The 19,860-nt window shown below is 70.2% G+C and carries 23 protein-coding genes and 1 riboswitch; of the genes, 10 read left to right on the top strand and 13 right to left on the bottom strand.

Annotated elements, in window-relative coordinates; all coding sequences use genetic code 11:
- Positions 1 to 73: 73 nt before the first annotated feature.
- On the bottom strand, positions 74 to 1,018 hold the full coding sequence (locus ABZT02_RS30565) for an ROK family protein (RefSeq protein WP_356023119.1): 945 nt from the start codon (positions 1,016 to 1,018) through the stop codon (positions 74 to 76).
- A 169-nt stretch (positions 1,019 to 1,187) separates the two neighbouring features.
- Between ABZT02_RS30565 and ABZT02_RS30560 the strand changes: the two genes are divergently transcribed.
- Positions 1,188 to 2,399, top strand: coding sequence for an extracellular solute-binding protein (locus tag ABZT02_RS30560; RefSeq protein WP_356023414.1), 1,212 nt, complete (start codon positions 1,188 to 1,190; stop codon positions 2,397 to 2,399).
- 33 nt (positions 2,400 to 2,432) lie between these two features.
- Positions 2,433 to 2,666, top strand: a complete 234-nt coding sequence (locus ABZT02_RS30555; RefSeq protein ID WP_356023116.1) for a DUF3263 domain-containing protein — start codon at positions 2,433 to 2,435, stop codon at positions 2,664 to 2,666.
- 3 nt (positions 2,667 to 2,669) lie between these two features.
- Here the strand turns inward: ABZT02_RS30555 and otsB are convergent, their stop codons facing one another.
- From otsB to ABZT02_RS30540, 3 genes are all read right to left on the bottom strand, one after another.
- On the bottom strand, positions 2,670 to 3,491 hold the full coding sequence (gene otsB, locus ABZT02_RS30550; RefSeq protein ID WP_356023114.1) for a trehalose-phosphatase: 822 nt from the start codon (positions 3,489 to 3,491) through the stop codon (positions 2,670 to 2,672).
- A gap of 2 nt (positions 3,492 to 3,493) precedes the next feature.
- A complete protein-coding gene (locus ABZT02_RS30545; RefSeq protein ID WP_356023112.1) occupies positions 3,494 to 4,894 on the bottom strand; it encodes a trehalose-6-phosphate synthase in 1,401 nt (466 codons plus the stop codon).
- An 83-nt stretch (positions 4,895 to 4,977) separates the two neighbouring features.
- The gene (locus ABZT02_RS30540; protein ID WP_356023110.1) at positions 4,978 to 5,922 is read right to left on the bottom strand and encodes a glucosyl-3-phosphoglycerate synthase; all 945 of its coding nucleotides are present in this window, start codon (positions 5,920 to 5,922) and stop codon (positions 4,978 to 4,980) included.
- Between the two features lie 148 nt (positions 5,923 to 6,070).
- Positions 6,071 to 6,229, top strand: a riboswitch (SAM riboswitch).
- A 15-nt stretch (positions 6,230 to 6,244) separates the two neighbouring features.
- On the opposite strand from ABZT02_RS30540, the gene thrC reads away from it, so the two are divergent.
- From thrC to ABZT02_RS30510, 6 genes are all read left to right on the top strand, one after another.
- Positions 6,245 to 7,525, top strand: coding sequence for a threonine synthase (thrC, locus tag ABZT02_RS30535; protein WP_356023107.1), 1,281 nt, complete (start codon positions 6,245 to 6,247; stop codon positions 7,523 to 7,525).
- 33 nt (positions 7,526 to 7,558) lie between these two features.
- Positions 7,559 to 7,834 (top strand): MoaD/ThiS family protein, encoded by a 276-nt coding sequence (locus ABZT02_RS30530; protein WP_123990075.1) that lies wholly within the window; start codon positions 7,559 to 7,561, stop codon positions 7,832 to 7,834.
- A 443-nt stretch (positions 7,835 to 8,277) separates the two neighbouring features.
- Positions 8,278 to 8,484, top strand: a complete 207-nt coding sequence (locus ABZT02_RS30525; RefSeq protein WP_007382895.1) for a cold-shock protein — start codon at positions 8,278 to 8,280, stop codon at positions 8,482 to 8,484.
- A gap of 489 nt (positions 8,485 to 8,973) precedes the next feature.
- On the top strand, positions 8,974 to 10,596 hold the full coding sequence (gene groL / locus ABZT02_RS30520) for a chaperonin GroEL (protein ID WP_356023105.1): 1,623 nt from the start codon (positions 8,974 to 8,976) through the stop codon (positions 10,594 to 10,596).
- A 365-nt stretch (positions 10,597 to 10,961) separates the two neighbouring features.
- Positions 10,962 to 12,083 carry an NADH:flavin oxidoreductase gene (locus ABZT02_RS30515; RefSeq protein ID WP_356023103.1) on the top strand — a complete coding sequence of 374 codons (1,122 nt, stop codon included), beginning with the start codon at positions 10,962 to 10,964 and terminating at the stop codon, positions 12,081 to 12,083.
- A gap of 90 nt (positions 12,084 to 12,173) precedes the next feature.
- The gene (locus ABZT02_RS30510) at positions 12,174 to 13,700 is read left to right on the top strand and encodes a carboxylesterase family protein (RefSeq protein WP_356023101.1); all 1,527 of its coding nucleotides are present in this window, start codon (positions 12,174 to 12,176) and stop codon (positions 13,698 to 13,700) included.
- Between the two features lie 12 nt (positions 13,701 to 13,712).
- On the opposite strand, the gene ABZT02_RS30505 is transcribed toward ABZT02_RS30510, so the two are convergent.
- The 6 genes from ABZT02_RS30505 to ABZT02_RS30480 all read right to left on the bottom strand — a co-directional run bounded on the left by ABZT02_RS30505 (position 13,713) and on the right by ABZT02_RS30480 (position 17,102).
- Positions 13,713 to 14,282, bottom strand: a complete 570-nt coding sequence (locus ABZT02_RS30505) for a hypothetical protein (RefSeq protein ID WP_356023099.1) — start codon at positions 14,280 to 14,282, stop codon at positions 13,713 to 13,715.
- Between the two features lie 31 nt (positions 14,283 to 14,313).
- Positions 14,314 to 14,565 carry a type II toxin-antitoxin system RelE/ParE family toxin gene (locus ABZT02_RS30500; protein ID WP_356023097.1) on the bottom strand — a complete coding sequence of 84 codons (252 nt, stop codon included), beginning with the start codon at positions 14,563 to 14,565 and terminating at the stop codon, positions 14,314 to 14,316.
- Complete coding sequence (locus ABZT02_RS30495; RefSeq protein WP_059206707.1) at positions 14,562 to 14,837, bottom strand: type II toxin-antitoxin system Phd/YefM family antitoxin; 276 nt, start codon at positions 14,835 to 14,837, stop codon at positions 14,562 to 14,564. Before ABZT02_RS30495 ends, ABZT02_RS30500 begins: the two co-directional genes overlap by 4 nt.
- Before the next feature lie 47 nt (positions 14,838 to 14,884).
- On the bottom strand, positions 14,885 to 15,700 hold the full coding sequence (locus ABZT02_RS30490) for a hypothetical protein (protein WP_356023412.1): 816 nt from the start codon (positions 15,698 to 15,700) through the stop codon (positions 14,885 to 14,887).
- Between the two features lie 261 nt (positions 15,701 to 15,961).
- The gene (locus ABZT02_RS30485) at positions 15,962 to 16,498 is read right to left on the bottom strand and encodes a DinB family protein (protein WP_356023094.1); all 537 of its coding nucleotides are present in this window, start codon (positions 16,496 to 16,498) and stop codon (positions 15,962 to 15,964) included.
- Between the two features lie 115 nt (positions 16,499 to 16,613).
- Complete coding sequence (locus ABZT02_RS30480) at positions 16,614 to 17,102, bottom strand: CGNR zinc finger domain-containing protein (protein WP_356023092.1); 489 nt, start codon at positions 17,100 to 17,102, stop codon at positions 16,614 to 16,616.
- A 64-nt stretch (positions 17,103 to 17,166) separates the two neighbouring features.
- Between ABZT02_RS30480 and ABZT02_RS30475 the strand changes: the two genes are divergently transcribed.
- Entirely contained in the window at positions 17,167 to 17,847 is a 681-nt protein-coding gene (locus ABZT02_RS30475) for a hypothetical protein (protein WP_356023090.1), read from the top strand.
- On the opposite strand, the gene ABZT02_RS30470 is transcribed toward ABZT02_RS30475, so the two are convergent.
- The 3 genes from ABZT02_RS30470 to ABZT02_RS30460 are packed head-to-tail and all read right to left on the bottom strand — an operon-like array spanning position 17,783 to position 19,342.
- The gene (locus tag ABZT02_RS30470) at positions 17,783 to 18,298 is read right to left on the bottom strand and encodes a GNAT family N-acetyltransferase (RefSeq protein ID WP_356023410.1); all 516 of its coding nucleotides are present in this window, start codon (positions 18,296 to 18,298) and stop codon (positions 17,783 to 17,785) included. The two genes, ABZT02_RS30475 and ABZT02_RS30470, sit on opposite strands and share 65 nt — an antisense overlap.
- A gap of 20 nt (positions 18,299 to 18,318) precedes the next feature.
- The gene (locus ABZT02_RS30465) at positions 18,319 to 18,519 is read right to left on the bottom strand and encodes a DUF397 domain-containing protein (RefSeq protein WP_356023087.1); all 201 of its coding nucleotides are present in this window, start codon (positions 18,517 to 18,519) and stop codon (positions 18,319 to 18,321) included.
- Positions 18,503 to 19,342, bottom strand: coding sequence for a helix-turn-helix transcriptional regulator (locus ABZT02_RS30460; protein ID WP_356023085.1), 840 nt, complete (start codon positions 19,340 to 19,342; stop codon positions 18,503 to 18,505). Before ABZT02_RS30460 ends, ABZT02_RS30465 begins: the two co-directional genes overlap by 17 nt.
- A 115-nt stretch (positions 19,343 to 19,457) precedes the next feature.
- Between ABZT02_RS30460 and ABZT02_RS30455 the strand changes: the two genes are divergently transcribed.
- A complete protein-coding gene (locus ABZT02_RS30455; RefSeq protein ID WP_356023083.1) occupies positions 19,458 to 19,850 on the top strand; it encodes a hypothetical protein in 393 nt (130 codons plus the stop codon).
- The last annotated feature ends 10 nt before the right edge of the window (positions 19,851 to 19,860 follow it).

The raw sequence follows: 19,860 nt of genomic DNA, 5'->3' as shown, positions 1-19,860 counted from the left end.
GTCCCGGCCAGTGCGGGCCGCGGGTGCGTTGTGGCTGGTCGCGCAGTTCCCCGCGCCCCTGAGGGGGGTGTCATCAGGGCGTTACCTCCGAACTGTCCGTCTTGTTGAGGAGATCCCAGGCCAGGAGGCCCGCGCCCAGGCAGCCCGCCGTGTCGCCCAGGGCCGCCGGGACGATCGTCGGCGGCTTCTGGAAGGTGATCCGCTGCCGGACCGCCTCCCTCAGCGGTGTGAACAAGGTTTCCCCCGCCTCCGCCAGGCCGCCACCGATGATCAGGGTGCGGGGGTCCAGGAGGGTGAGGCCGGTGACCAGGCCGTCGGCCAGGGCGTCCACGGCGTGCTGCCAGATCTGCCGGGCCTTCGGGTCCTCGGCCTCGACCGCCTTCGCGCAGTCGGCCGCGTCCGCCTCGGGGCTCCCGGTGGTCGCGGCCCAGGCCTCGCTGACGGCCGCCGCGGAGGCGTACCGCTCCAGGCAGCCGCGCTGGCCGCACGGGCAGGGTGCGCCGTCGGGGCGTACGACGATGTGGCCGATCTCGCCCGCGAAGCCGTGCGCGCCCGCCTCCACCCGCCCCGTGATGCCGATCGCGCCGGCGATGCCGGTGCCCAGGGCGACGAAGAGGAAGCGGTCGGCGCCCTGTCCGGCTCCGATGCGGCCCTCGGCGAGACCGCCGGTGCGGACGTCGTGGCCGAGGGCGACCGGGACGCCGCCGAGACGCTCGGCGAGCAGTTCGCGCAGGGGGACGTCCCGCCAGCCCAGGTTGGCGGCGTAGGCCGCGATGCCCCGCTCCTCGTCGACGATGCCGGGGACGGCGACGCCGGCCGCGGTCGCGGGGGCGCCGAATTGCTCGGTGCCGTAGGCGCGCAGCTCGGCGGCGAAGTCGAGGATGCCGTCGACGACCGCGTCCGGTCCGCGCTCGCGGCCGGTCACCCGGCGGGCCCGGTGCAGGAGTGCGCCGCCCGTGCCGACCAAGGCCGCCTTCATCCCGGTGCCGCCCACGTCGAGGGCGATGACATGTCTCACGGGGGACAGTGTGGCCCGTGGACCCACAAGAGGTCTAGTCCACTCACGTGGTGTAGACCTTAGTTCTGAGATATGTATGACTTTTCGAAAGATTTCGAACGTGAGTTTGAGGCGGTTGTCGGTGCGGCGGCGTAGGACGGGAACGATCGCGGCGGTGTCCGCACTGGGTATGACGGCAGTCCTGGGCGGCTGCGGGCTGGGCGGCGGCGGGTCGGACGAGGTGACCCTGGAACTGGTCGCCGCCGACTACGGAGACAGTTCGGCCAACAGCTCCCAGAAGTACTGGGACAAGCTCGTCAAGGAGTACGAGGCCAAGCACTCCGGCGTGAAGGTCGACGTCAGCGTGTACTCGTGGACCGACGTCGACCGCAAGGTCAAGGAGCTGGTCGACGCCGGGAAGGCGCCCGACATGGCACAGATCGGCGCTTACGCCGACTACGCCGACAAGGGGCTGCTGTACAAGGCCGACGAGCTGATCGGGATCCGGGAGCAGGCCGACTTCGTCGCCCAGCTCGGCTCCGCGGGGCGGATCAACGGGATGCAGTACGGCATGCCGTTCGCCGCCTCGACCCGGCTGCTCTTCTACAACAAGACCCTCTTCGCCGACGCCGGGCTCACCCCGCCGACGACGTGGAAGCAGCTGGCCGCCGACGCCGAGGCACTCAAGGCGGACGGGGTGAAGTACCCGTACGCGCTGCCGCTCGGTCCTGAGGAGGCGCAGGCCGAGACCATGCAGTGGCTGCTGAGCGGGGGCGGCGGGTACGTCGACGACGTCGGCACGTACGGCATCGACTCCGACGAGAACGTCGCCACGCTGACCTGGCTCAAGGACGACCTCGTCGGCCAGGGCCTGACCGGTCCCGTCGCGCCCGAGAACCTGAACCGGGCCGCCGCGTTCTCGGCGTTCGCCGCCGGGGACGTCGGGATGCTCAACGGGCACCCCTCGCTGATGAAGACCGCCGCCGAGAAGGGGGTGAAGTTCGGGATGGTGCCCATGCCCGGCGTCGACGGCCCGACCAAGAACTCCATGGGGGTCGCCGACTGGATGATGGCCTTCCGGCAGAACGGGCACGCCGAGCAGGTGGGCGACTTCCTCGACTTCGTCTACAGCGAGAAGAACGTCCTCGCCTTCTCCCGCGAGTACGACCTGCTGCCGGTGACGAACTCCGCGTCCGAGGTCATGAGCGGCGACTCCCGGGACGCCGACCTCAAGCCCTTCCTCGACGCGCTGCCCAGCGCGGAACTGCCTCCGGTGGGCAAGACGTCCTGGGCCTCGGTCAGCGCGGCCGTGAAGAGGCGGATCGGCTCCGCGGTGAGCTCCGAGGGCAACCCCACGGAGGTGCTGCGCGCGTTGCAGCTGACCGCGCGGAACGCGGAGTAGTCGCTGTCAGTGGCGGGCGTTACGGTTCCGGGCATGGAGCATGCGCCACTCGACCGCCGTGAGCGGGACATCCTCGCGTTGGAGCGCCGCTCCTTCGCGGGGCCCGGCGCGAAGGAGCGGGCGATACGCGAGGAACTGGGCCTGGCCCCCGTCCGCTACTACCAGCTGCTCAACGCCCTGCTGGACGACGCCCGCGCGCTGGCCTTCGACCCGGTGACGGTGAACCGGCTGCGGCGGGTGAGGGAGGCCCGGCGTTCGGAGCGCTGAGGGTCAGGCGAGGTGTTCCGCCAGGCCCCGCAGCAGGCTCACCACGCCGGCCGGGCCGGCCACCACCAGGTCGGCCCGCTTGCGCAGTTCCGTCACCTCGTCGCTGCCGCTGCACACCAGGAGGCCGGGGGTGCCGGCGGTGCGGAGCTCGTCGACCGCGGAGAAGGCGGGCAGGTCGCCCAGGTCGTCGCCGCCGTAGAGGACGGACGTGGCGGACAGTTCGCGGACGTGGGTCAGCAGGGCCACGCCCTTGTCCATGCCCGGGGGGCGCAGTTCCAGGACGAGCCGGCCCGGTTCGACGATCAGGCCGTGGCGGGTGGCCAGGCCGGTGAGCGGGGCGCGGAGGGCGTCGAAGGCGGCCTGGGGGTCCGGGGCCCGGCGGGTGTGCACGGCCACCGCCCGGCCGCCCTTCTCCTCGATCCAGGCGCCGGTCCCGTCGAGGAGCGCCGGCAGCTCGGCACGGACCGCGGCCACGCCCGGGTGCGGCTCGGGCGCGGTGACCTCGCCCGTCGCCGCGTCCCAGCGCTCGGCGCCGTAGTGGCCCAGCACCGTCAGGTGCTCCAGGCCGGGTACGCCCGCGAAGCCGCCGTAGCGGACCGCGACCTCGGCCGGGCGGCCGGTGACCACCGCGACGGAGGCCACCTTCGGCGCCAGGGCGGCGAGGACGCCCACCGCCTCGGGGTGCGCCCGCGCCTGCTCGGGGTCCGCCACGATCGGCGCCAGCGTCCCGTCGAAGTCGAGCCCGATCACCGCGCGGCGCGGCTCCGCGAGGAGCGCCCGCAAACCGTCCTGGCCGGCGGTGGTGGTGGGTACGGGAAGGCTCATGGTCACCGGTTCAGCGCCTTCAGTGCGTTCAGCTGGTCCAGGAACCACTGGGCCGGCGGGAGTGCCGTCGCCGCCGCGGCGAGCCGCTTCGCGCGTTCGGCCCGTTCGTGGGGCGGCATCGTCAGGGCCTCGTGCAGGGCCGCCGCCGTCTGCTCCACGTCGTACGGGTTCACCACGACCGCGTCCTCGCGGAGCTCCTCGTACGCCCCGGCCTCCCGCGACAGCACCAGCGCGCACCCCTCGTCGGAGACCACCGGCACCTCCTTCGCGACCAGGTTCATGCCGTCCCGGATGGGGTTGACCAGCGCCACGTCGGCCAGCCGGTACGCGGCCAGCGAGCGCGCGAAGTCGTCCTTCAGATTCAGCAGGACCGGGGTCCAGCCAGGCGTGCCGAAGGTGTCGTTGATCTCCTCCGCGACTCGCCGCACCTCGGCCGTGTAGTCCCGGTACACCGCCAGGTCCTGCCGCGACGGATACGCGAACGCCACGTGCACGACCCGCTCCCGCCACTCGGGCCGCGACTCAAGGAGCCGCCGGTAGGCGTGCAGGCCCCGCACGATGTTCTTGGACAGCTCGGTGCGGTCGACCCGGACGATCGCCTTCCGGCCCGCACCGATCTCCTCGCGGAGACCGACGATCCGCTCCTCCACGTCGGCCTCGTGGGAGCGCGCCCGCAGGAAGTCCGCGTCCGCGCCCAGCCCGTGCACCCCGACAAGCGTTTCTCCGAGCCCGCCGGCGAGCTCCGTACAGCAGGTCGTGAAGGCGTCCGCCCAGCGGCGGGTGAGGAAGCCGAGCCGGTCGGCGCCGAGCATGCCCCGCAGCAGCTGGGACGCGATGTCGTCCGGCAGCATCCGGAAGTAGTCCACCGGCGCCCACGGTGTGTGCGAGAAGTGGGCGATGCGCAGGTCGGGGCGGAGTTCGCGGAGCATCCCCGGCACCAGGCACAGGTGGTAGTCCTGCACCAGGACCGCCGCCCCCTGGGCCGCCTCCTCGGCGAGTGCCTCGGCGAAGGCGCGGTTGTACGTCTCGTACGACGCCCACTGCCGCCGGAACTCCGCGTCGAAGGACGGCTCCAGCGGGGTCTGGTAGAGCAGGTGGTGGACGAACCAGAGGACCGAGTTCGCGATGCCGTTGTACGCGTCGGCGTGCACGTCGGCCGGGATCGGGAGCATCCGGACGCCGTCCTCGCCGACCCCCTGCCGTACCGCCTCGCGGTCGCCGTCGGACAGCGCCGAGCACACCCACAGTGCGCCCGCGTCCGGTCCGATCGCCGACAGACCGGAGACGAGCCCGCCGCCGCCCCGTTTCGCGTTCAGCGAGCCGTCCTCGCCCACTTCGTAAGAGACCGGGCCGCGATTGGACGCGACCAGCACCTGGTGAGCAGCGCCGTGCGTGGAAGCCATACGCCTCAACCTAGCCCGGTCCGGAACCGCTCAAACGTACGGTTGCGCTCAGTGGGGAGCCGTATACGGAACGCGTGGCCCGGTCACGCGACCTTCCGCTCCGCGTACTCCGCGATCTCCACCATCGGCGGCCGCTCCTCCGTGTCCACGGAGTACGTGCGCGGCTCGAAGCCGTCCCGGCCCCGTTCGAACTGGGTGAGGGAGGGTCGGATCATATGGCCGCGGGCCAGCCGGAGCTGGGCGGTGCGGTAGATCGCGGCGGACATCCGGCCCAGGGCCTGCCCGTCCTGGTGACGGTGTTTGCGCACCCCCACGTCGACCTGGGCGAGGGCGTCCAGGCCGACCAGGTGCAGGGCGTCGACCAGCATGCCGAGCTCGACGCCGTAGCCGACGGGGAACGGAAGCTGCTCCAGCAACGAGCGCCGGGCCGCGTACTCGCCGCCCAGCGGCTGCACGAAACCGGCCAGCTGGGGCCAGTGCATGTTCAGCAGCGGGCGCGCCATGAGCTCGGTGACCCGGCCGCCCTGCCCGGCGGCGCCGCCCAGGGGACGGTCGTACATGCCCTTGACCAGGTCGACCCCGGGGTCGGTGAGCAGCGGGCCGACGATGCCGGAGACGAACTCCGAGGAGAACTCCTTCAGGTCGGCGTCGATGAAACAGACGATGTCCCCGGTGGTGGCGAGCAGGGAGCGCCACAGGACCTCGCCCTTGCCGGGCACGGCGGGTATGCGCGGGAGGATCTCGTCGCGGTGGACGACCCGCGCACCGGCCGCGGCGGCGACCTCGGACGTGCGGTCGGTCGATCCCGAGTCGACGACGACGATCTCGTCGACGAGCGGGACCTGCTGCATGAGGTCATGACGGATCACGGCGACGATGTCACCGACCGTCTCCTCCTCGTTGAGCGCGGGCAGGACGACACTGACGGTCCGACCCGTGCTCCGCTTCGCGGCCATGATCCGGTGGAGCGGGCGATCGGTCACGGACCAGGACCGGGTGGCCAGCCAGCGCTCGACTTCGTTCAGCACAGTGCGCGGCTCCTCTGCGTGTGATCTGCGTGTGATCCATCTCGCCGTTCGGACGACTATCTCAACTGTCCCGGTCGTCGGTTACAGTCTTGAACAACGCGGATGACCATCGCATGTCCAGGGTGGCCCGCCGTTCACAACTTCATACCGCTCATCCAGAGGGGCAGAGGGATACGGCCCGATGAAGCCCCGGCAACCCTCCAGTCGGTTCTCGTAGCGATCGCTGACGATCGTCTCCGCGAGGCTCCCGATTAGGGAAGGTGCCAAATCCGTCTCACGGCGAAGTGCGTCGTGAGGAAGATGAGGAAAGGGCCTCGCCTCCATGGCTGCGCAGACTGTTGCAAGCACCACGAACTCCGTCGATCTGGGTCCCGCCGCGGCGCTGAGCTGCCGCGAATGCGGCCACCGCGTCCCGCTCGGCCCCGTCTTCGCCTGCGAGGAGTGTTTCGGCCCGCTCGAGATCGCGTACGACTTCTCGGCCTACGACACCGAGGAGCTCCGCAAGCGTATCGAGGCGGGACCCGCGAACATCTGGCGCTACGCCCCGCTGCTGCCCGTCCCCGCGGACGTGGCGGACAAGCCCAACATCAACCCCGGCTGGACCCAGCTCGTCAAGGCCGACAACCTCGCCCGTGAGCTCGGCGTCACCGGCGGCCTGTACGTCAAGGACGACTCCGGCAACCCGACGCACTCCTTCAAGGACCGCGTCGTCGCGCAGGCCCTGGAAGCAGCGCGTGCCTTCGGCTTCACCACCCTCTCCTGCTCCTCGACCGGCAACCTGGCCGGTGCGGTGGGTGCCGCGGCCGCCCGGGCCGGCTTCCGTTCCTGCGTGTTCATCCCGCACGACCTGGAGCAGGGCAAGGTCGTCATGGCCGCGATCTACGGCGGCGAGCTCGTCGGCATCGAGGGCAACTACGACGACGTGAACCGCTTCTGCTCCGAGCTGATCGGCGACCCGGCCGGCGAGGGCTGGGGCTTCGTCAACGTCAACCTGCGGCCGTACTACGCGGAGGGGTCCAAGACCCTGGCGTACGAGATCTGCGAGCAGCTGGGCTGGCGGCTTCCCGACCAGCTGGTCGTGCCGATCGCCTCCGGCTCCCAGCTCACGAAGATCGACAAGGGTCTGCAGGAGCTGATCAAGCTCGGGCTCGTCGAGGACAAGCCGTACAAGATCTTCGGCGCGCAGGCCGAGGGGTGCTCGCCGGTGTCGGTGGCGTACAAGGCGGGCCACGACGTGGTCCGGCCGCAGAAGCCGAACACCATCGCCAAGTCGCTGGCCATCGGCAACCCCGCGGACGGCCCGTACGTGCTGGACATCGCGCGTCGTACCGGCGGGGCGGTGGAGGACGTCAACGACGAGCAGGTCGTCGACGCGATCAAGCTGCTCGCGCGCACGGAGGGCATCTTCGCGGAGACCGCGGGTGGGGTGACCGTGGGTGTGACGAAGAAGCTGATCGAGAACGGGCTGCTCGACCCGACGAAGACGACCGTTGTGCTGAACACGGGCGACGGGCTCAAGACGCTGGACGCGGTGGCGGGTACGGGTCTGACCGCGACCATTCGCCCCAACCTTGATTCGTTCCGTGAGGCCGGCCTCGCGTAGTCGTTGTTCGTTTACCTGACCGGAGGTCTGAACATGAGCGTTTCCGTCCGTATCCCCACCATCCTGCGCACCTACACCGGCGGGCAGGCCGAGGTGCAGGCCGAGGGGGGAACCCTCGCCGAGGTCATCGCCGATCTGGAGAAGAACCACACGGGTATCGCCGCGCGTGTTCTCGACGACCAGGGCAAGCTGCGGCGGTTCGTGAATGTGTACGTGAACGACGACGATGTGCGGTTCGAGCAGGGGCTGGAGACGGCGACGCCCGACGGGGCCGGCGTGTCCATCATCCCGGCGGTCGCCGGCGGGTGACCGTATGACTGGTCATTACCTTCGGTAACAGTAATTACCGAGTGTTCATCCGATTGCCCTCTCCGCGAGAGAAGCGGAGGGGGCAATTCTCTATGGTTGAGCGCGGTACAGTTGGGGAAGCTGCGGCTCTCTTCATGCCGCATGCATATGAGTTCTCGCTTCGCAGGCGATGAGAAGTAGCCAAAGTGTGCGCGTCTTATGTGCCTTATGTGTCCTTTATGGGGCCCGACTTGCCCCGAATTCAGGCGAATTCTCGCTACATTCCGGACCCCGTCCGTCCAGAATTCTCGTCCGATTGACCTGTTGCAGACGGCAGTTGGACAGATACATTCAGCCGCGGTCGACGCGTTCCGGCGCACGCCCCCAACCATGTGGGGGGTGAGGTCTGACCCGGATCCATGAAGTGTGGGTCCGTGCAAGGGCCAGTAATAGGGGAGTTAGGCATGGCTCAGGGCACCGTCAAGTGGTTCAACGCGGAGAAGGGGTACGGCTTCATCGCGGTCGACGGTGGTGCGGATGTATTCGTCCACTACAGCGCGATTCAGATGGACGGCTACCGCACCCTTGAAGAGGGCCAGCGGGTCGAGTTCGAGATCTCGCAGGGTCAGAAGGGGCCGCAGGCGGACATGGTCCGTCTCGCGACTGGCTGAAGCACGCGCCGGGTAACAACAGCGTCGTTCTTCGTTCTTCATTCGGAGGGCTCGTACCCCATGGGGAGTCATGGGTACGGGCCCTCCGGCATGTCCGGGCGCCCGACCCAACCGCCCGACACCCCCGCCCGCGTGCCGCACGGCACGAAGACCGCTCCGCCGGGCCGCGTGGCGGAGCGGGCGTCGTCAACGGCGGCGGTGTCGGTCGGGCTCGGTCCGCCCGGGGCTCGTGGTGCGGGTCGGTGTGGGTCCCGTGGGGTGGGCGGACGGCCGGAGAGGTGGCCCGATAGCCGAGAGGCGCTTGCACTCGACCATGCCGAGTGCTAATCATTGGCGTTAGCACTCTGAAGGTGAGAGTGACAAAGATGGACCGGGTCGGTGAGGCCCGCAGGCCATGTGGGGCAAGGATCCACAGGCCGGCGAGCCGTCCGTCGCGGGCGCGGGCGCGGTCCGAAGGAATCACCCCCAGTCCTGGAGGGACCACTTCACATGGCCAAGATCATCGCGTTCGACGAGGAGGCGCGGCGCGGCCTCGAGCGCGGCATGAACCAGCTCGCGGACGCCGTGAAGGTGACGCTCGGCCCCAAGGGCCGCAACGTCGTCCTCGAGAAGAAGTGGGGCGCCCCCACGATCACCAACGATGGTGTCTCCATCGCCAAGGAGATCGAGCTCGAGGACCCGTACGAGAAGATCGGCGCCGAGCTGGTCAAGGAAGTCGCCAAGAAGACGGACGACGTCGCCGGTGACGGTACGACCACCGCGACCGTTCTGGCGCAGGCCCTGGTCAAGGAAGGCCTGCGCAACGTAGCCGCCGGCGCCAACCCCATGGCCCTCAAGCGCGGTATCGAGAAGGCCGTCGAGGCCGTCTCCGCCGCTCTGCTCGAGCAGGCCAAGGATGTCGAGACCAAGGAGCAGATCGCCTCCACGGCCTCCATCTCCGCCGCCGACACCCAGATCGGCGAGCTCATCGCCGAGGCGATGGACAAGGTCGGCAAGGAAGGCGTCATCACCGTCGAGGAGTCCCAGACCTTCGGTCTGGAGCTGGAGCTCACCGAGGGTATGCGCTTCGACAAGGGCTACATCTCGGCGTACTTCGCCACCGACATGGAGCGGATGGAGGCGTCGCTCGACGACCCCTACATCCTCATCGCCAACTCCAAGATCGGCTCCGTCAAGGACCTGCTCCCGCTCCTGGAGAAGGTCATGCAGTCGGGCAAGCCGCTGCTGATCATCGCCGAGGACGTCGAGGGCGAGGCCCTGTCGACCCTGGTCGTCAACAAGATCCGCGGCACCTTCAAGTCCGTCGCCGTCAAGGCCCCGGGCTTCGGTGACCGCCGCAAGGCCATGCTCGGCGACATCGCCATCCTCACGGGCGGCGAGGTCATCTCCGAGGAGGTCGGCCTCAAGCTGGAGAACGCGACCCTGGACCTCCTGGGCCGCGCCCGCAAGGTCGTCATCACCAAGGACGAGACCACCATCGTCGACGGTGCCGGGTCCTCGGACCAGGTCAACGGCCGGGTCAACCAGATCCGCGCCGAGATCGAGAACAGCGACTCGGACTACGACCGCGAGAAGCTCCAGGAGCGCCTGGCCAAGCTCGCCGGTGGTGTCGCCGTCATCAAGGCCGGTGCCGCGACCGAGGTCGAGCTCAAGGAGCGCAAGCACCGCATCGAGGACGCCGTGCGCAACGCCAAGGCGGCCGTCGAGGAGGGCATCGTCGCCGGTGGTGGCGTGGCGCTCCTCCAGGCCTCCAGCGTCTTCGAGAAGCTGGACCTCTCGGGTGACGAGCTGACCGGCGCCAACGCCGTGAAGCTCGCGCTGGAGGCCCCGCTCAAGCAGATCGCCGTCAACGGTGGTCTCGAGGGTGGCGTCATCGTCGAGAAGGTGCGCAACCTGCCCGTCGGCCACGGCCTGAACGCCGCGACCGGTGAGTACGTCGACATGATCGCCGAGGGCATCATCGACCCGGCGAAGGTCACGCGCTCTGCCCTGCAGAACGCCGCCTCCATCGCCGCGCTCTTCCTCACCACCGAGGCCGTCATCGCCGACAAGCCGGAGAAGGCCGCCGCGCCCGCCGGTGGCGGTATGCCGGGCGGTGACATGGACTTCTGATCGACCCCTGGTTGATCTGCGTCCTTGCCGAGGGCGGCACTCCCGGAAGCGGGGTGTGCCGCCCTCGGTTTTTTCTGCGCTATGCTTGATCACGAGCCGCCCGACGTGAACTCCCGTCGGCCGACTACGCGTTGGTGGTCCAAGGAAAGATGTCCCGCTTCCTGCGGGGAGATGCAGGTGCAAGGCCTGCCCAGCGCTCGACAGAAGGCCCGTCCCACCATCGTGGGGCGGGCCTTCTTCATGCCGGTGGCCGGAATCACAGCAGGCCGGGGATGCGTGTGGTGGGCGAGGCGGTTGACGCCTGTGTACTTTGCACATACCGACGGGTATCCCGCTCGTCGCCCGTCCCCTCAGGAGTGCCCCACGTGACCGCCCCCGCCACCTCCCGTGCCGCCGAGATCCTCTCCCGCCCGGTCCACATCAACGGCCTGACCGTCCCGAACCGCATCGCGATGGCGCCCATGACCCGCATGTTCTCCCCGGGCGGCGTCCCCGGAGAGAACGTGGCGTCGTACTACTCGCGCCGGGCGGCCGCCGGAGTCGGTCTGATCGTCACCGAGGGCACCTACGTCGGCCACGAGTCGGCCGGGAACAGCGACAGCGTCCCCCGGTTCCACGGTGAGGAGCAGCTGGCGGGCTGGGCGAAGGTCGCCGAGCAGGTGCACGCGGCGGGCGGCACCATCGTCCCGCAGCTGTGGCACATCGGCATGGTCCGCGAGCAGGGCCAGCAGCCCTACGTCGACGCCCCCGCCGTCGGCCCCTCCGGGGTGCGGCCCGGCGCCGACGAGCCCACCGGCAAGGCGATGACCCAGCGCGACCTGGACGACGTCATCGGCGCGTTCGCCGAGGCCGCGGCCGCCGCCGAGCGCATCGGCTTCGACGGCGTGGAACTCCACGGCGCCCACGGCTACCTCCTCGACCAGTTCCTGTGGGCGGGCACCAACCGCCGCACCGACGCCTACGGCGGTGACCCGGTCGCCCGTACGAAGTTCGCGGCCGAGATCGTGGCGGCCGTACGCGAGACGGTGTCGCCCGAGTTCCCGGTCATCTTCCGGTACTCGCAGTGGAAGCAGGAGGCCTACAAGGCGCGGCTCGCGGAAACCCCGGAGGAGCTGGAGGCGATCCTGGCCCCGCTCGCCGAGGCCGGTGTCGACGCCTTCCACGCCTCCACCCGCCGCTACTGGCTCCCGGAGTTCGACGGCTCCGACCTCAACCTCGCCGGCTGGACCAAGAAGCTCACCGGCAGGACCACCATCACCGTCGGCTCGGTCGGCCTCGACGGCGACTTCATCAAGGGCTTCATGGGCGAGGGCTCCCCGGTCAAGGGCATCGACGACCTGCTCGACGCCCTGGAGCGCGACGAGTACGACATGGTCGCCGTCGGGCGGGCGCTGCTCCAGGACCCCGAGTGGGCCGCGAAGGTACTGGCCGGCCGCTTCGACGAGCTCGCGCCGTACGACGCGTCCGCGCTGAAGTCGTTGAGCTGACGGCACAAGGAACCTCGACTTGGTTGACTCAGGCAAGGGACGTGGGCTGAAGTGAGGCGAAACAGCCCCGACCTGTGAGGAGTTCGACCGATGACGTCAGCCGAGGGTCTCGAAGTGCGCACCGCGGCCGGTGCCGTGCGCGGGCGCGCCGAGGACGGACTGGTGGTCTTCCGGGGAATCCCGTTCGCCGAACCGCCGGTCGGCGAGGCGCGCTTCCAGGCGCCGCGGCCCGTCAGCAGCTGGGAGGGGACCCGGGAGGCGTACGCCTTCGGGCCCCCGCCCCCGCAGGAGTCGGGCTTCCAGGGGCGCGCCGGTGTGCCCGAGACGCCCACCGGCGACGACTGGCTGACGGTCAACGTCTGGACTCCCGCGACGGACCCGTCGGTCCGCCGGCCGGTGATGGTGTGGATCTACGGCGGCGCCTACAAGCTGGGTCACACGGGCAGCCCCGGCTACGACGCCCAGCACCTCGCGCGCGCCGGTGACGTCGTCGTCGTGACCCTCAACTACCGCGTCGGCATCGAGGGGTTCGCCCTGTTGGAGGGGGCGCCCGCGAACCGGGGGCTGCTCGACCAGGTCGCGGCGCTGGAATGGGTGCGGGACAACATCACGGCGTTCGGCGGGGATCCCGGCCAGGTCACGGTGTTCGGGGAGTCGGCGGGCGCCGGGTCGGTGGCCTCGCTGCTGGCGATGCCGAGCGCACGGGGACTGTTCGGACGGGCCGTCGCGCAGAGCGTGCCCGGCACGTACTTCTCCGCCGAACTCGCCCGCGACATAGCGGTGGAGATCGGCAAGGAGGCGGGGCCGGCTCCCACGGCCGCCGCGCTGTCCGCCGTGGACCCGCGTGAACTCCCGTCGGCGGGCGAGCGGTTGAGCCTGCGCATGCGTGAGTACGACGACCGGTGGGGACGGGTGGCGCCCACCGTCACCCCCTTCTCGCCGGTCGTCGACGGCGAGGTGCTGCCGTGCACGCCCTGGGAGGCGCTGGCGGCGGGCGCCGGACGGGACGTGGAGCTGCTCGTCGGGCACAACCGGGACGAGTACCGGCTCTTCCTCGCCCTCGGTGAGCAACTCGGCAGGATCACCGAGGAGCAGGCGGCCGCGGCCCTGCGGATGTTCGCGCCGGGCCCGGACGGTGAACGCTTCTACCGCGAGGCCTTCCCGGACGCCACCCCGACCGAACTCTACGAACGCGTGCAGACCGACTGGCTGTTCAACATGCCGTCCCTGCGGCTCGCGGAAGCGCAGGTCGCGGGCGGTGGCCGGGCCCACCTCTACGAACTGACCTGGCCGGCCCCGGGATTCGGCGGCGTGCTCGGCGCGTGCCACGGCCTGGACGTCCCACTGCTGTTCGGCACGTACGACGCCGACCTCGGCAAGCTGCTGTTCGCGGGGACCGGGGTGCCGGACGAGGCCCGGGCACTGACCGCGCTCTTCCAGTCGGCGTGGACGGGGTTCGCGCGGACCGGCGACCCGGGGTGGCCGGCGTACGACGGCGAGGGCCGCCTGACCCGGGTGCTGGACGGGGCGGCTGCGGAGGTACGGCCGTACCCGGAGGAGGTCTCGCGGCGGCTGTGGGAGGGGTACGACTTCCCGGCGCTGCCGCTGCTGAAGTAGTCCTCGTCGGCTCTAGAGGTTGCCGAGCGGCTCGATGTCCACCCGCACCGGGGTGCCCCACACGCGCAGCACCTCGTAGTCGGTGAACTCGTGGACCAGCCGGTACGCCATCGCGGCGCGCGGCCCGCGGCGCTGGGCGTTGAGGTAGAGCTCGGCCTCGTGCCGGTCCCGCCTCGGCGTCCCGCACAGCTGCCACTCCTGGCCGGTCCACTGCTCCGGCAGCCAGCGCTGCTGGGGCTGCGGCCGGTCCTCGCGGACGCCGTACCGCGAAGGGGCGGGTTCGGTGGAGCGGGTGCGCGCGTAGGGCCCGTTGATCTCGGCGCGGCGGGCCGCCCGGCGCCGGGTCTCGCACAGCAGGCACAGGTCGGGGGCGTTCTCGTCGACCGGGCCGTTGGGGTGCTCGGCGCAGCGGGTGGTGGGGGCGGCGGTGGTGACGCCGGCCTCCAGCAGCTCCAGCGCACGCTTCAGGTCGGTCCTGACCTCGTGCAGCTTGGCGTCCGGCGCGTCGGCGGTGAGCGAGTCACCGTGCTCGCCGAGCACTCGGAGGGCACGGCCTAGGGCGGTGAGCTGGGCGTGGTTCATGGGGTGGCTCCGGTTCTTGCGGGGGCCCGGGTCAGGTGCTGCGGCCGACCTTCAGCACAGGGATGGTGACGGTCTCGCCGTCCGGCTGGTACAGCACTCGCCACGTTCCCACGGGCAGGCGGTAGAAGCCGGGGGTGCCCAGAGGGCGGGTAGCCTCCGGGGTGGGCTCGTCGGCGAGTGCGCGTACTGCCACGGCCGTTGCCTTGGCACCGACGGGGTCGATGGCGCGGAGTCGCCGGAACTCGTTCATGGCGGCGTTCTCCCACACCACTGCGTGGGTCACGAAGCGGCCTCTTGGCGGTCCTCTTCCTCCAGCTGTGCCATGAACTCGTCGTGGGACATCGAGGGGCCGGTCGGCGCTGCCTGCCGAGCGCGCGCTTCAGCGATGTCGGACTCGTCCCGCAGCCGCTGAAGCTCTTCGAGCTCGCTTATCGGGATGAGCGCGGCGGCGGGCTTGCCGTACTCGGTGATCAGGATCTGCTCCTGGCCGTGCCGGACACGGCCGACCAGTTGACCGAGCTGGTTGCGGGCCTCTACGAGGGGATACGTGTCCATGCGAAAACTGTACACACCTGCGAGTGTGTGCGCTGGGCGGTAGCTCGTCATGCGCGCATGCTCTCTTCTCGTTTCCGGGACATCGCGGCCCGGATCGCGCCTGCCCTGGCGTGGACCACAGGGGCGGGCAGGAGTGTGGTGGGGCGTGTAGGGGCGTGTTCGCCTCGGCAGCCTTTGCACACACCCCCCGGCAGGGCCTCCGGACGCCCCAGCACCCCGCACTTCGCGCACTCCAGGATGCGGTGGGGCGGTCGGGGAGGCGGGAGTTCCGGGGGGAGCTTGTCGGCCAGGCGGCGGCGGAGCAGGGCGGCGGGGTGGTGGACCGGGGTGGGCAGACCGCTCGTCAGGGCGTGCCGTACGACGTCCTCGTTAGCTCCCCGCGCGAACCACTCCGCCACCAGCGGGGCGAGGGACGCGCACTCGGCGGCGGAGAGGGACAGGGAAGGGGTCGTGCGGCCCAGCGCGGCGAGGAGGATGTGGGCACGGGAACGGGTCGGCGGGCGGGGTTCGCTGTCGTTTGGTACGTCACCTCTGGTGAAGGCGGCCCACCAGTCGTCATTTCGTGCGGTACGGGTGAACCACGTTCGGGTGATCCAACGGGAACTGCCGGTATCCGAGTCCAGGCGCTCGCGCCCTCGGCGCAAGCGGCCTGCGTTCTGGAGGCGGTTCAGCGCGGTGCGAAGGGCGCACTGTCCGTACGGCAGCTGCTTGGCCAGCGTCTTTACGGAGATGTCGGCGCCGTCGGGGAGGCGGTCGACGTACGCGGCGATGGCGGCTTCGCGGGGTGGGAGATGGGCGAAGTCGTGTGCGGTGCGGGGGTGTTGGTCGGGAGTGCTGCGTTTTCCGTATCCCGGCGTCGCCATGGGATGCGCGGGCGGGAAGGGAGCACTAAACTCGGCGTCAGCCACGGGATCGACTCGCATTCGATTCTGTAGGTCAAGCCCCCGCAGGTGTTGGTAGCACCTGGCGGGGGCTGTTCGGTATGCGGGCACGCTAGACGATCGTGACTGTGCGTGGCAAGTCGGTCGCTTCCCGTCAACTCGCGGGGAGGGTGGGTGGGTTGAGGCCCACCAACCATTCCTTGAAAAGAGGTCTCGGAGCTGGGGACTTGAGCCTCGGGACCGTCAGCCCATGCTCTTGGCGCCGTCCAGGGCCTCCCGGACGATGTCGGCGTGACCTGCGTGCTGGGCGGTCTCCGCGATGATGTGCAGCAGCGTCCTGCGGGCCGACCACTGGGCCCCGGCCTCGAACCACGGGGCCTTGGGCAGCGGATGGGCGGCGTCCAGGTCGGGCAGGGTGGCGACCAGTTCGTCCGTCCGGTCGGCCGTCTCCGCGTAGGCGGCCAGCACGCCGGCCAGGGTCTCGCCGGGCAGCATCCGGAACTCGTCGGCCCGCCGGGCCCAGTCGTCCTCGGTCATGGCGGTGAAGTCGCCCATCGACGACGGGCCTTCCTGGATGAAGCGCACCCAGTTCCGTTCCACCGACGTGACGTGCTTGATCAGGCCGCCGAGACACAGTTCGCTGACGGTGGTCCGCTGCCCGGCCTGCTCGTCGGTGAGGTCACGGGTGGTGAAGCGCAGGAAGTGCCGCTGCTTGGCCAGCGCCTCCAGCAGGTCGGCGCGCTCGCCGGTGGGCAGGGTGGTCTTGGTGGCAGTGGTCATGGTGTGGCCCTCCGTGGATCGCTGTTCCGTGGATCGCGTTTCCGTCGACAGGTCACACGCTAGGAGGCGTATAGGTCAGATCCTGACCTCATGGGAGCGGGATTCCCTTGCTTCGCTAGGAGTCCTTCGCCGCCCGGGCTCGATGGGCCGCGACCGTCGTCCGGCTCGCGCACGCGTTGGAGCAGAACCGTCGCGTCCGGTTCCGTGACTGGTCCACGAAGTAGTTCTCGCACCCGGCAGCGGCGCACCGCCCCAGTGTCACCGCCGGATCTCCGGCCGCGACCAGGGCGAGCTTGGCGGCGATCAGCTGTCCGGCCCACCGCTCGGCCGGAGTGCCGTTGCGGCTGAAGTGGATGTGCCAGCCGCCCCCGTCGTGGTCGGACAGGTGCATTTCCGGCTGGTAGTCGCGCAGCAGACGGTGCACGGCCTCGGGGGCGCTCCCGTCGACCAGTTGTGCGAGGGCGGCGCGCACGAGGTCCGGCAGCTCGCCGTAGTCGCCGCCCGGCGGCGGGGCGACCTCGTGTTCTACGAAGAACGCGGCGACCAGTTCGCCGTGCTGGTCGAGGGTTCCGGTGTTGGCCAGCTCGACGGCCAATCGCGCCACGTTCCCAATGTAGTCACCGTATTGCACTTGACCACCTACATCGCCGCTTCCTAGTGTAGGCGTCATGATACTCGACGACACCTACATGGCCCGCCGCCTGCACCTACTCGGAGAGTGGGACACCGCGCTCGCCGTCCTGGGCCCGGACGCCGAGCCCGAGTTGCGCGCGGAGATCGCCGTCGATCGCTGGTTCTTCCAGATCAAGGGTCATGAGGAGGCCGAGAAGGCCGTCGCCGCACTCGATCCCGCTTCGCCGACCGCGCACTTGCTCACGGCCCGTCTCGCGTACAGCCGTCTGCTGTTCCGGCGCGACCCCCGCGCCGACGACCGTGCCGTGGCCGAGGCCGGCTACCGCGCGGCGGCCGAGAGCGGTGACGAAAAGACGCGCGCTTGGGCCGAGTATCACTGGGCCGTCCTGCTGGACAACATCGACGAGGACCCGGCCGGCGCCCTCCCGCGCTACGAGACCGCTCTCGAGATCGCGAGGAAGACGGGCGACGGCTACTTCGAGTCCTACATCATCCGCCACCTCGCGCCGCACAAGGAGCCCGTCGAGCGGATCGCGATGCTGCGCCGCTCACTCCATCTGCGCGCCGCGCTCGGCGCCCGGCCCCAGGCCGTCGCGGCGCAGGCCACCCTCGCCGAGTACCTCCCCGAGGACGACCCCGAACGCGCGGAGCTCATACGGACGTTCCGCCCGGGCGCGGAGGAACTGCACATCGGCTGGCTCCTGTCCGAGAACTGACCCGCAGGTCGGTCCCCGGGTCGATGGCCCAGTGGTTGCTGCGCAGGACGCGGTCGGCGAAGGGCATGTCCAACTCGCCGAGGAGTTGGAAGCCGAGGGAACGGCAGATGCCGTTCGAGGGGCCGTTGCCGGTGGCGGGGAAGGCGTGCACGACTCCCCAGCGGTTCTCGTCCCGGGCCTGTTCCAGCAGGATGCGGGTGGCGCGCTTGGCCAGGCCCCGGCCCTGGAATTCGGGGAGGACCATCCATCCGATCTCGGAGAAGGGCTCCTCGTCGGTCCCGGGCGCGGGCTCGTGGCACCAGAGGGTCACCGTTCCCGCGACCACGGCCGGGGTGTCCGGATCGGGGACGATCATCTTGAGCCAGGCCTGATCGCTCGCCGCCTCCTGGGCGTCGCGGCGGACCTTGTCCTTCATCCCCGCGCTGGGCAGGGGGCCGCCGAGGTCCGCCATCACCAGCAGCACGCGGCCTCTTACCCGGTCCAGTGGTCTCGGGCGGCGGCCGCCACGAACGCCGACCATGCCTCGGGCCGGAACACGAGCTTCGGGCCGTGGGGGTTCTTGGAGTCGCGGACGGGGACGGTGGTGGGGTGGCCGACGCCCACTTCGAGGCAGTCGCCGCCTTGGCCTCCGCTGTGCGTGGACTTGCGCCAGGACTCAGGGGTGTTCCTCATGTGCGTAATCCTGCGCCACCGACTCGATCAAGACCAGCGAATCGGCGGGGGAAAGGGACGCGGCCAGCAGGAACTTGAACATGCGGGTGTGTCTGGTGACGGTGGCCGGTTCGTCCGTCAGCTTGCCCACGTCGGGTGCCTCCACGAAGGAGAGCGGGGGTGCGTCGTCGAACTCCATCAGCTTCAGGGGACCGTCCAGTGCCGCGTGCGCACCCGCCCTGAACGGCAGCACCTGCACGATGACCCGATGCCTTTGTGCAAGGCTCGCCATGTGGCGCAGCGCCTCCGCCATGACCGCCTTGCTGCCGATCCACCTCCGGAGGGCAGCCTCGTCCAGCACCACCCACAACAACGGCGTTGTTGGATCGGCGAGGATCCTCGTGCGGTCGAGGCGGGCGGCCACCAGCGCCTCGATCTCCCCCTCCGGCGCTGTCGGCCTGTACGCGCGGAACACGGCCTCCGCGTACGCCGGTGTCTGAAGCAACCCCGGGATCAACAGCGGCGCGTACTGACTGATCGCCGAAGCCCGCGCCTCCGCCTCCGCCGCCTCCGCGAAGTGCTCCGGATACTTCGACTTCGCCGCTGCCCCGCAGTTCCGCCGGAAGAAGTCCTCCGTCCCCAACACCTCGTCCAGCAACCGCGCATACTCCGGTTGCATCCGCCGCGTACCCGCCTCCAACTGCCCCACGAACGACCCGCTCACGAACAGCCGTTGCCCCAGCTCCTCCTGGCTGATCCCCGCCTTCTCCCGCGCGTGCCGCAATTCCGCACCCAGCAGCGCTCGCGGTGACGACGACGGGTCCAGATCCTTCGGTCCTGCCATGCGTGACTCCCGATCCACCAGCCGAGGTTGTTGGGGCGCCCTGTCTGGCCAGGTTAGAGCCGTATCGGACACGCTGTGTTGCGAATCACCAACCCAACGTGCCGATGGAGGAAGCGTGCGGTCCACCGAAGAAGTCCTGGAGTCCCTGCGGGAGGCGCTCACCGAGGTCGGCGTGACGCTGCCGTCCCTCGCCGTCGACCCCCTCACCGGTGCCGGTGACGAGCCGTTCCCGCTGGTCGACCTGGGGCGCTGCAACGTCCGCACGGCCGAGCGGCTGGCGTCGGTGCTGCGCGGGGAGCGGCCGCCGGTGGGGGCGTATGTGGTGGACGTACGGGATGGACGCGTGGGGGAGGTGAGGGGGCACCTGGGCGGGAGGGTGCAGCTCAGGCCCCTCGGGGGCGGGCGGGAGTGGGACTGTCCGCCGGAGTCCCTCGGGCCCGCGCCGCAGGGCGAGGTGTTGCGGGCGAGGGTGCGCAAGGCCAACAGGGAGAGGCGCATGCCCTGTTGAACCCTGTTGC

This window comes from Streptomyces sp. NPDC005402 (genome assembly GCF_040606575.1).
Taxonomy (GTDB): Bacteria; Actinomycetota; Actinomycetes; order Streptomycetales; family Streptomycetaceae; genus Streptomyces.
The sequence above is the reverse complement of the archived record's forward strand: the minus strand, read 5'-3'. Positions and strand labels throughout refer to the sequence as shown.

Excerpts from the sequence above, each read along its gene's own strand:
- ABZT02_RS30465 (WP_356023087.1), bottom strand. The coding sequence starts at position 18,519 with ATGAGGAACACCCCTGAGTCCTGGCGCAAGTCCACGCACAGCGGAGGC.
- ABZT02_RS30460 (WP_356023085.1), bottom strand. The coding sequence starts at position 19,342 with ATGGCAGGACCGAAGGATCTGGACCCGTCGTCGTCACCGCGAGCGCTG.
- ABZT02_RS30545 (WP_356023112.1), bottom strand. The coding sequence starts at position 4,894 with ATGGCTTCCACGCACGGCGCTGCTCACCAGGTGCTGGTCGCGTCCAAT.
- thrC (WP_356023107.1), top strand. The coding sequence starts at position 6,245 with ATGGCTGCGCAGACTGTTGCAAGCACCACGAACTCCGTCGATCTGGGT.
- ABZT02_RS30525 (WP_007382895.1), top strand. The coding sequence starts at position 8,278 with ATGGCTCAGGGCACCGTCAAGTGGTTCAACGCGGAGAAGGGGTACGGC.
- otsB (WP_356023114.1), bottom strand. The coding sequence starts at position 3,491 with ATGAGCCTTCCCGTACCCACCACCACCGCCGGCCAGGACGGTTTGCGG.
- ABZT02_RS30555 (WP_356023116.1), top strand. The coding sequence starts at position 2,433 with ATGGAGCATGCGCCACTCGACCGCCGTGAGCGGGACATCCTCGCGTTG.
- ABZT02_RS30470 (WP_356023410.1), bottom strand. The coding sequence starts at position 18,298 with ATGGCGGACCTCGGCGGCCCCCTGCCCAGCGCGGGGATGAAGGACAAG.
- ABZT02_RS30505 (WP_356023099.1), bottom strand. The coding sequence starts at position 14,282 with ATGAACCACGCCCAGCTCACCGCCCTAGGCCGTGCCCTCCGAGTGCTC.
- ABZT02_RS30495 (WP_059206707.1), bottom strand. The coding sequence starts at position 14,837 with ATGGACACGTATCCCCTCGTAGAGGCCCGCAACCAGCTCGGTCAACTG.
- ABZT02_RS30475 (WP_356023090.1), top strand. The coding sequence starts at position 17,167 with ATGATACTCGACGACACCTACATGGCCCGCCGCCTGCACCTACTCGGA.
- ABZT02_RS30510 (WP_356023101.1), top strand. The coding sequence starts at position 12,174 with ATGACGTCAGCCGAGGGTCTCGAAGTGCGCACCGCGGCCGGTGCCGTG.
- ABZT02_RS30560 (WP_356023414.1), top strand. The coding sequence starts at position 1,188 with ATGACGGCAGTCCTGGGCGGCTGCGGGCTGGGCGGCGGCGGGTCGGAC.
- groL (WP_356023105.1), top strand. The coding sequence starts at position 8,974 with ATGGCCAAGATCATCGCGTTCGACGAGGAGGCGCGGCGCGGCCTCGAG.
- ABZT02_RS30530 (WP_123990075.1), top strand. The coding sequence starts at position 7,559 with ATGAGCGTTTCCGTCCGTATCCCCACCATCCTGCGCACCTACACCGGC.
- ABZT02_RS30490 (WP_356023412.1), bottom strand. The coding sequence starts at position 15,700 with ATGGCGACGCCGGGATACGGAAAACGCAGCACTCCCGACCAACACCCC.
- ABZT02_RS30485 (WP_356023094.1), bottom strand. The coding sequence starts at position 16,498 with ATGACCACTGCCACCAAGACCACCCTGCCCACCGGCGAGCGCGCCGAC.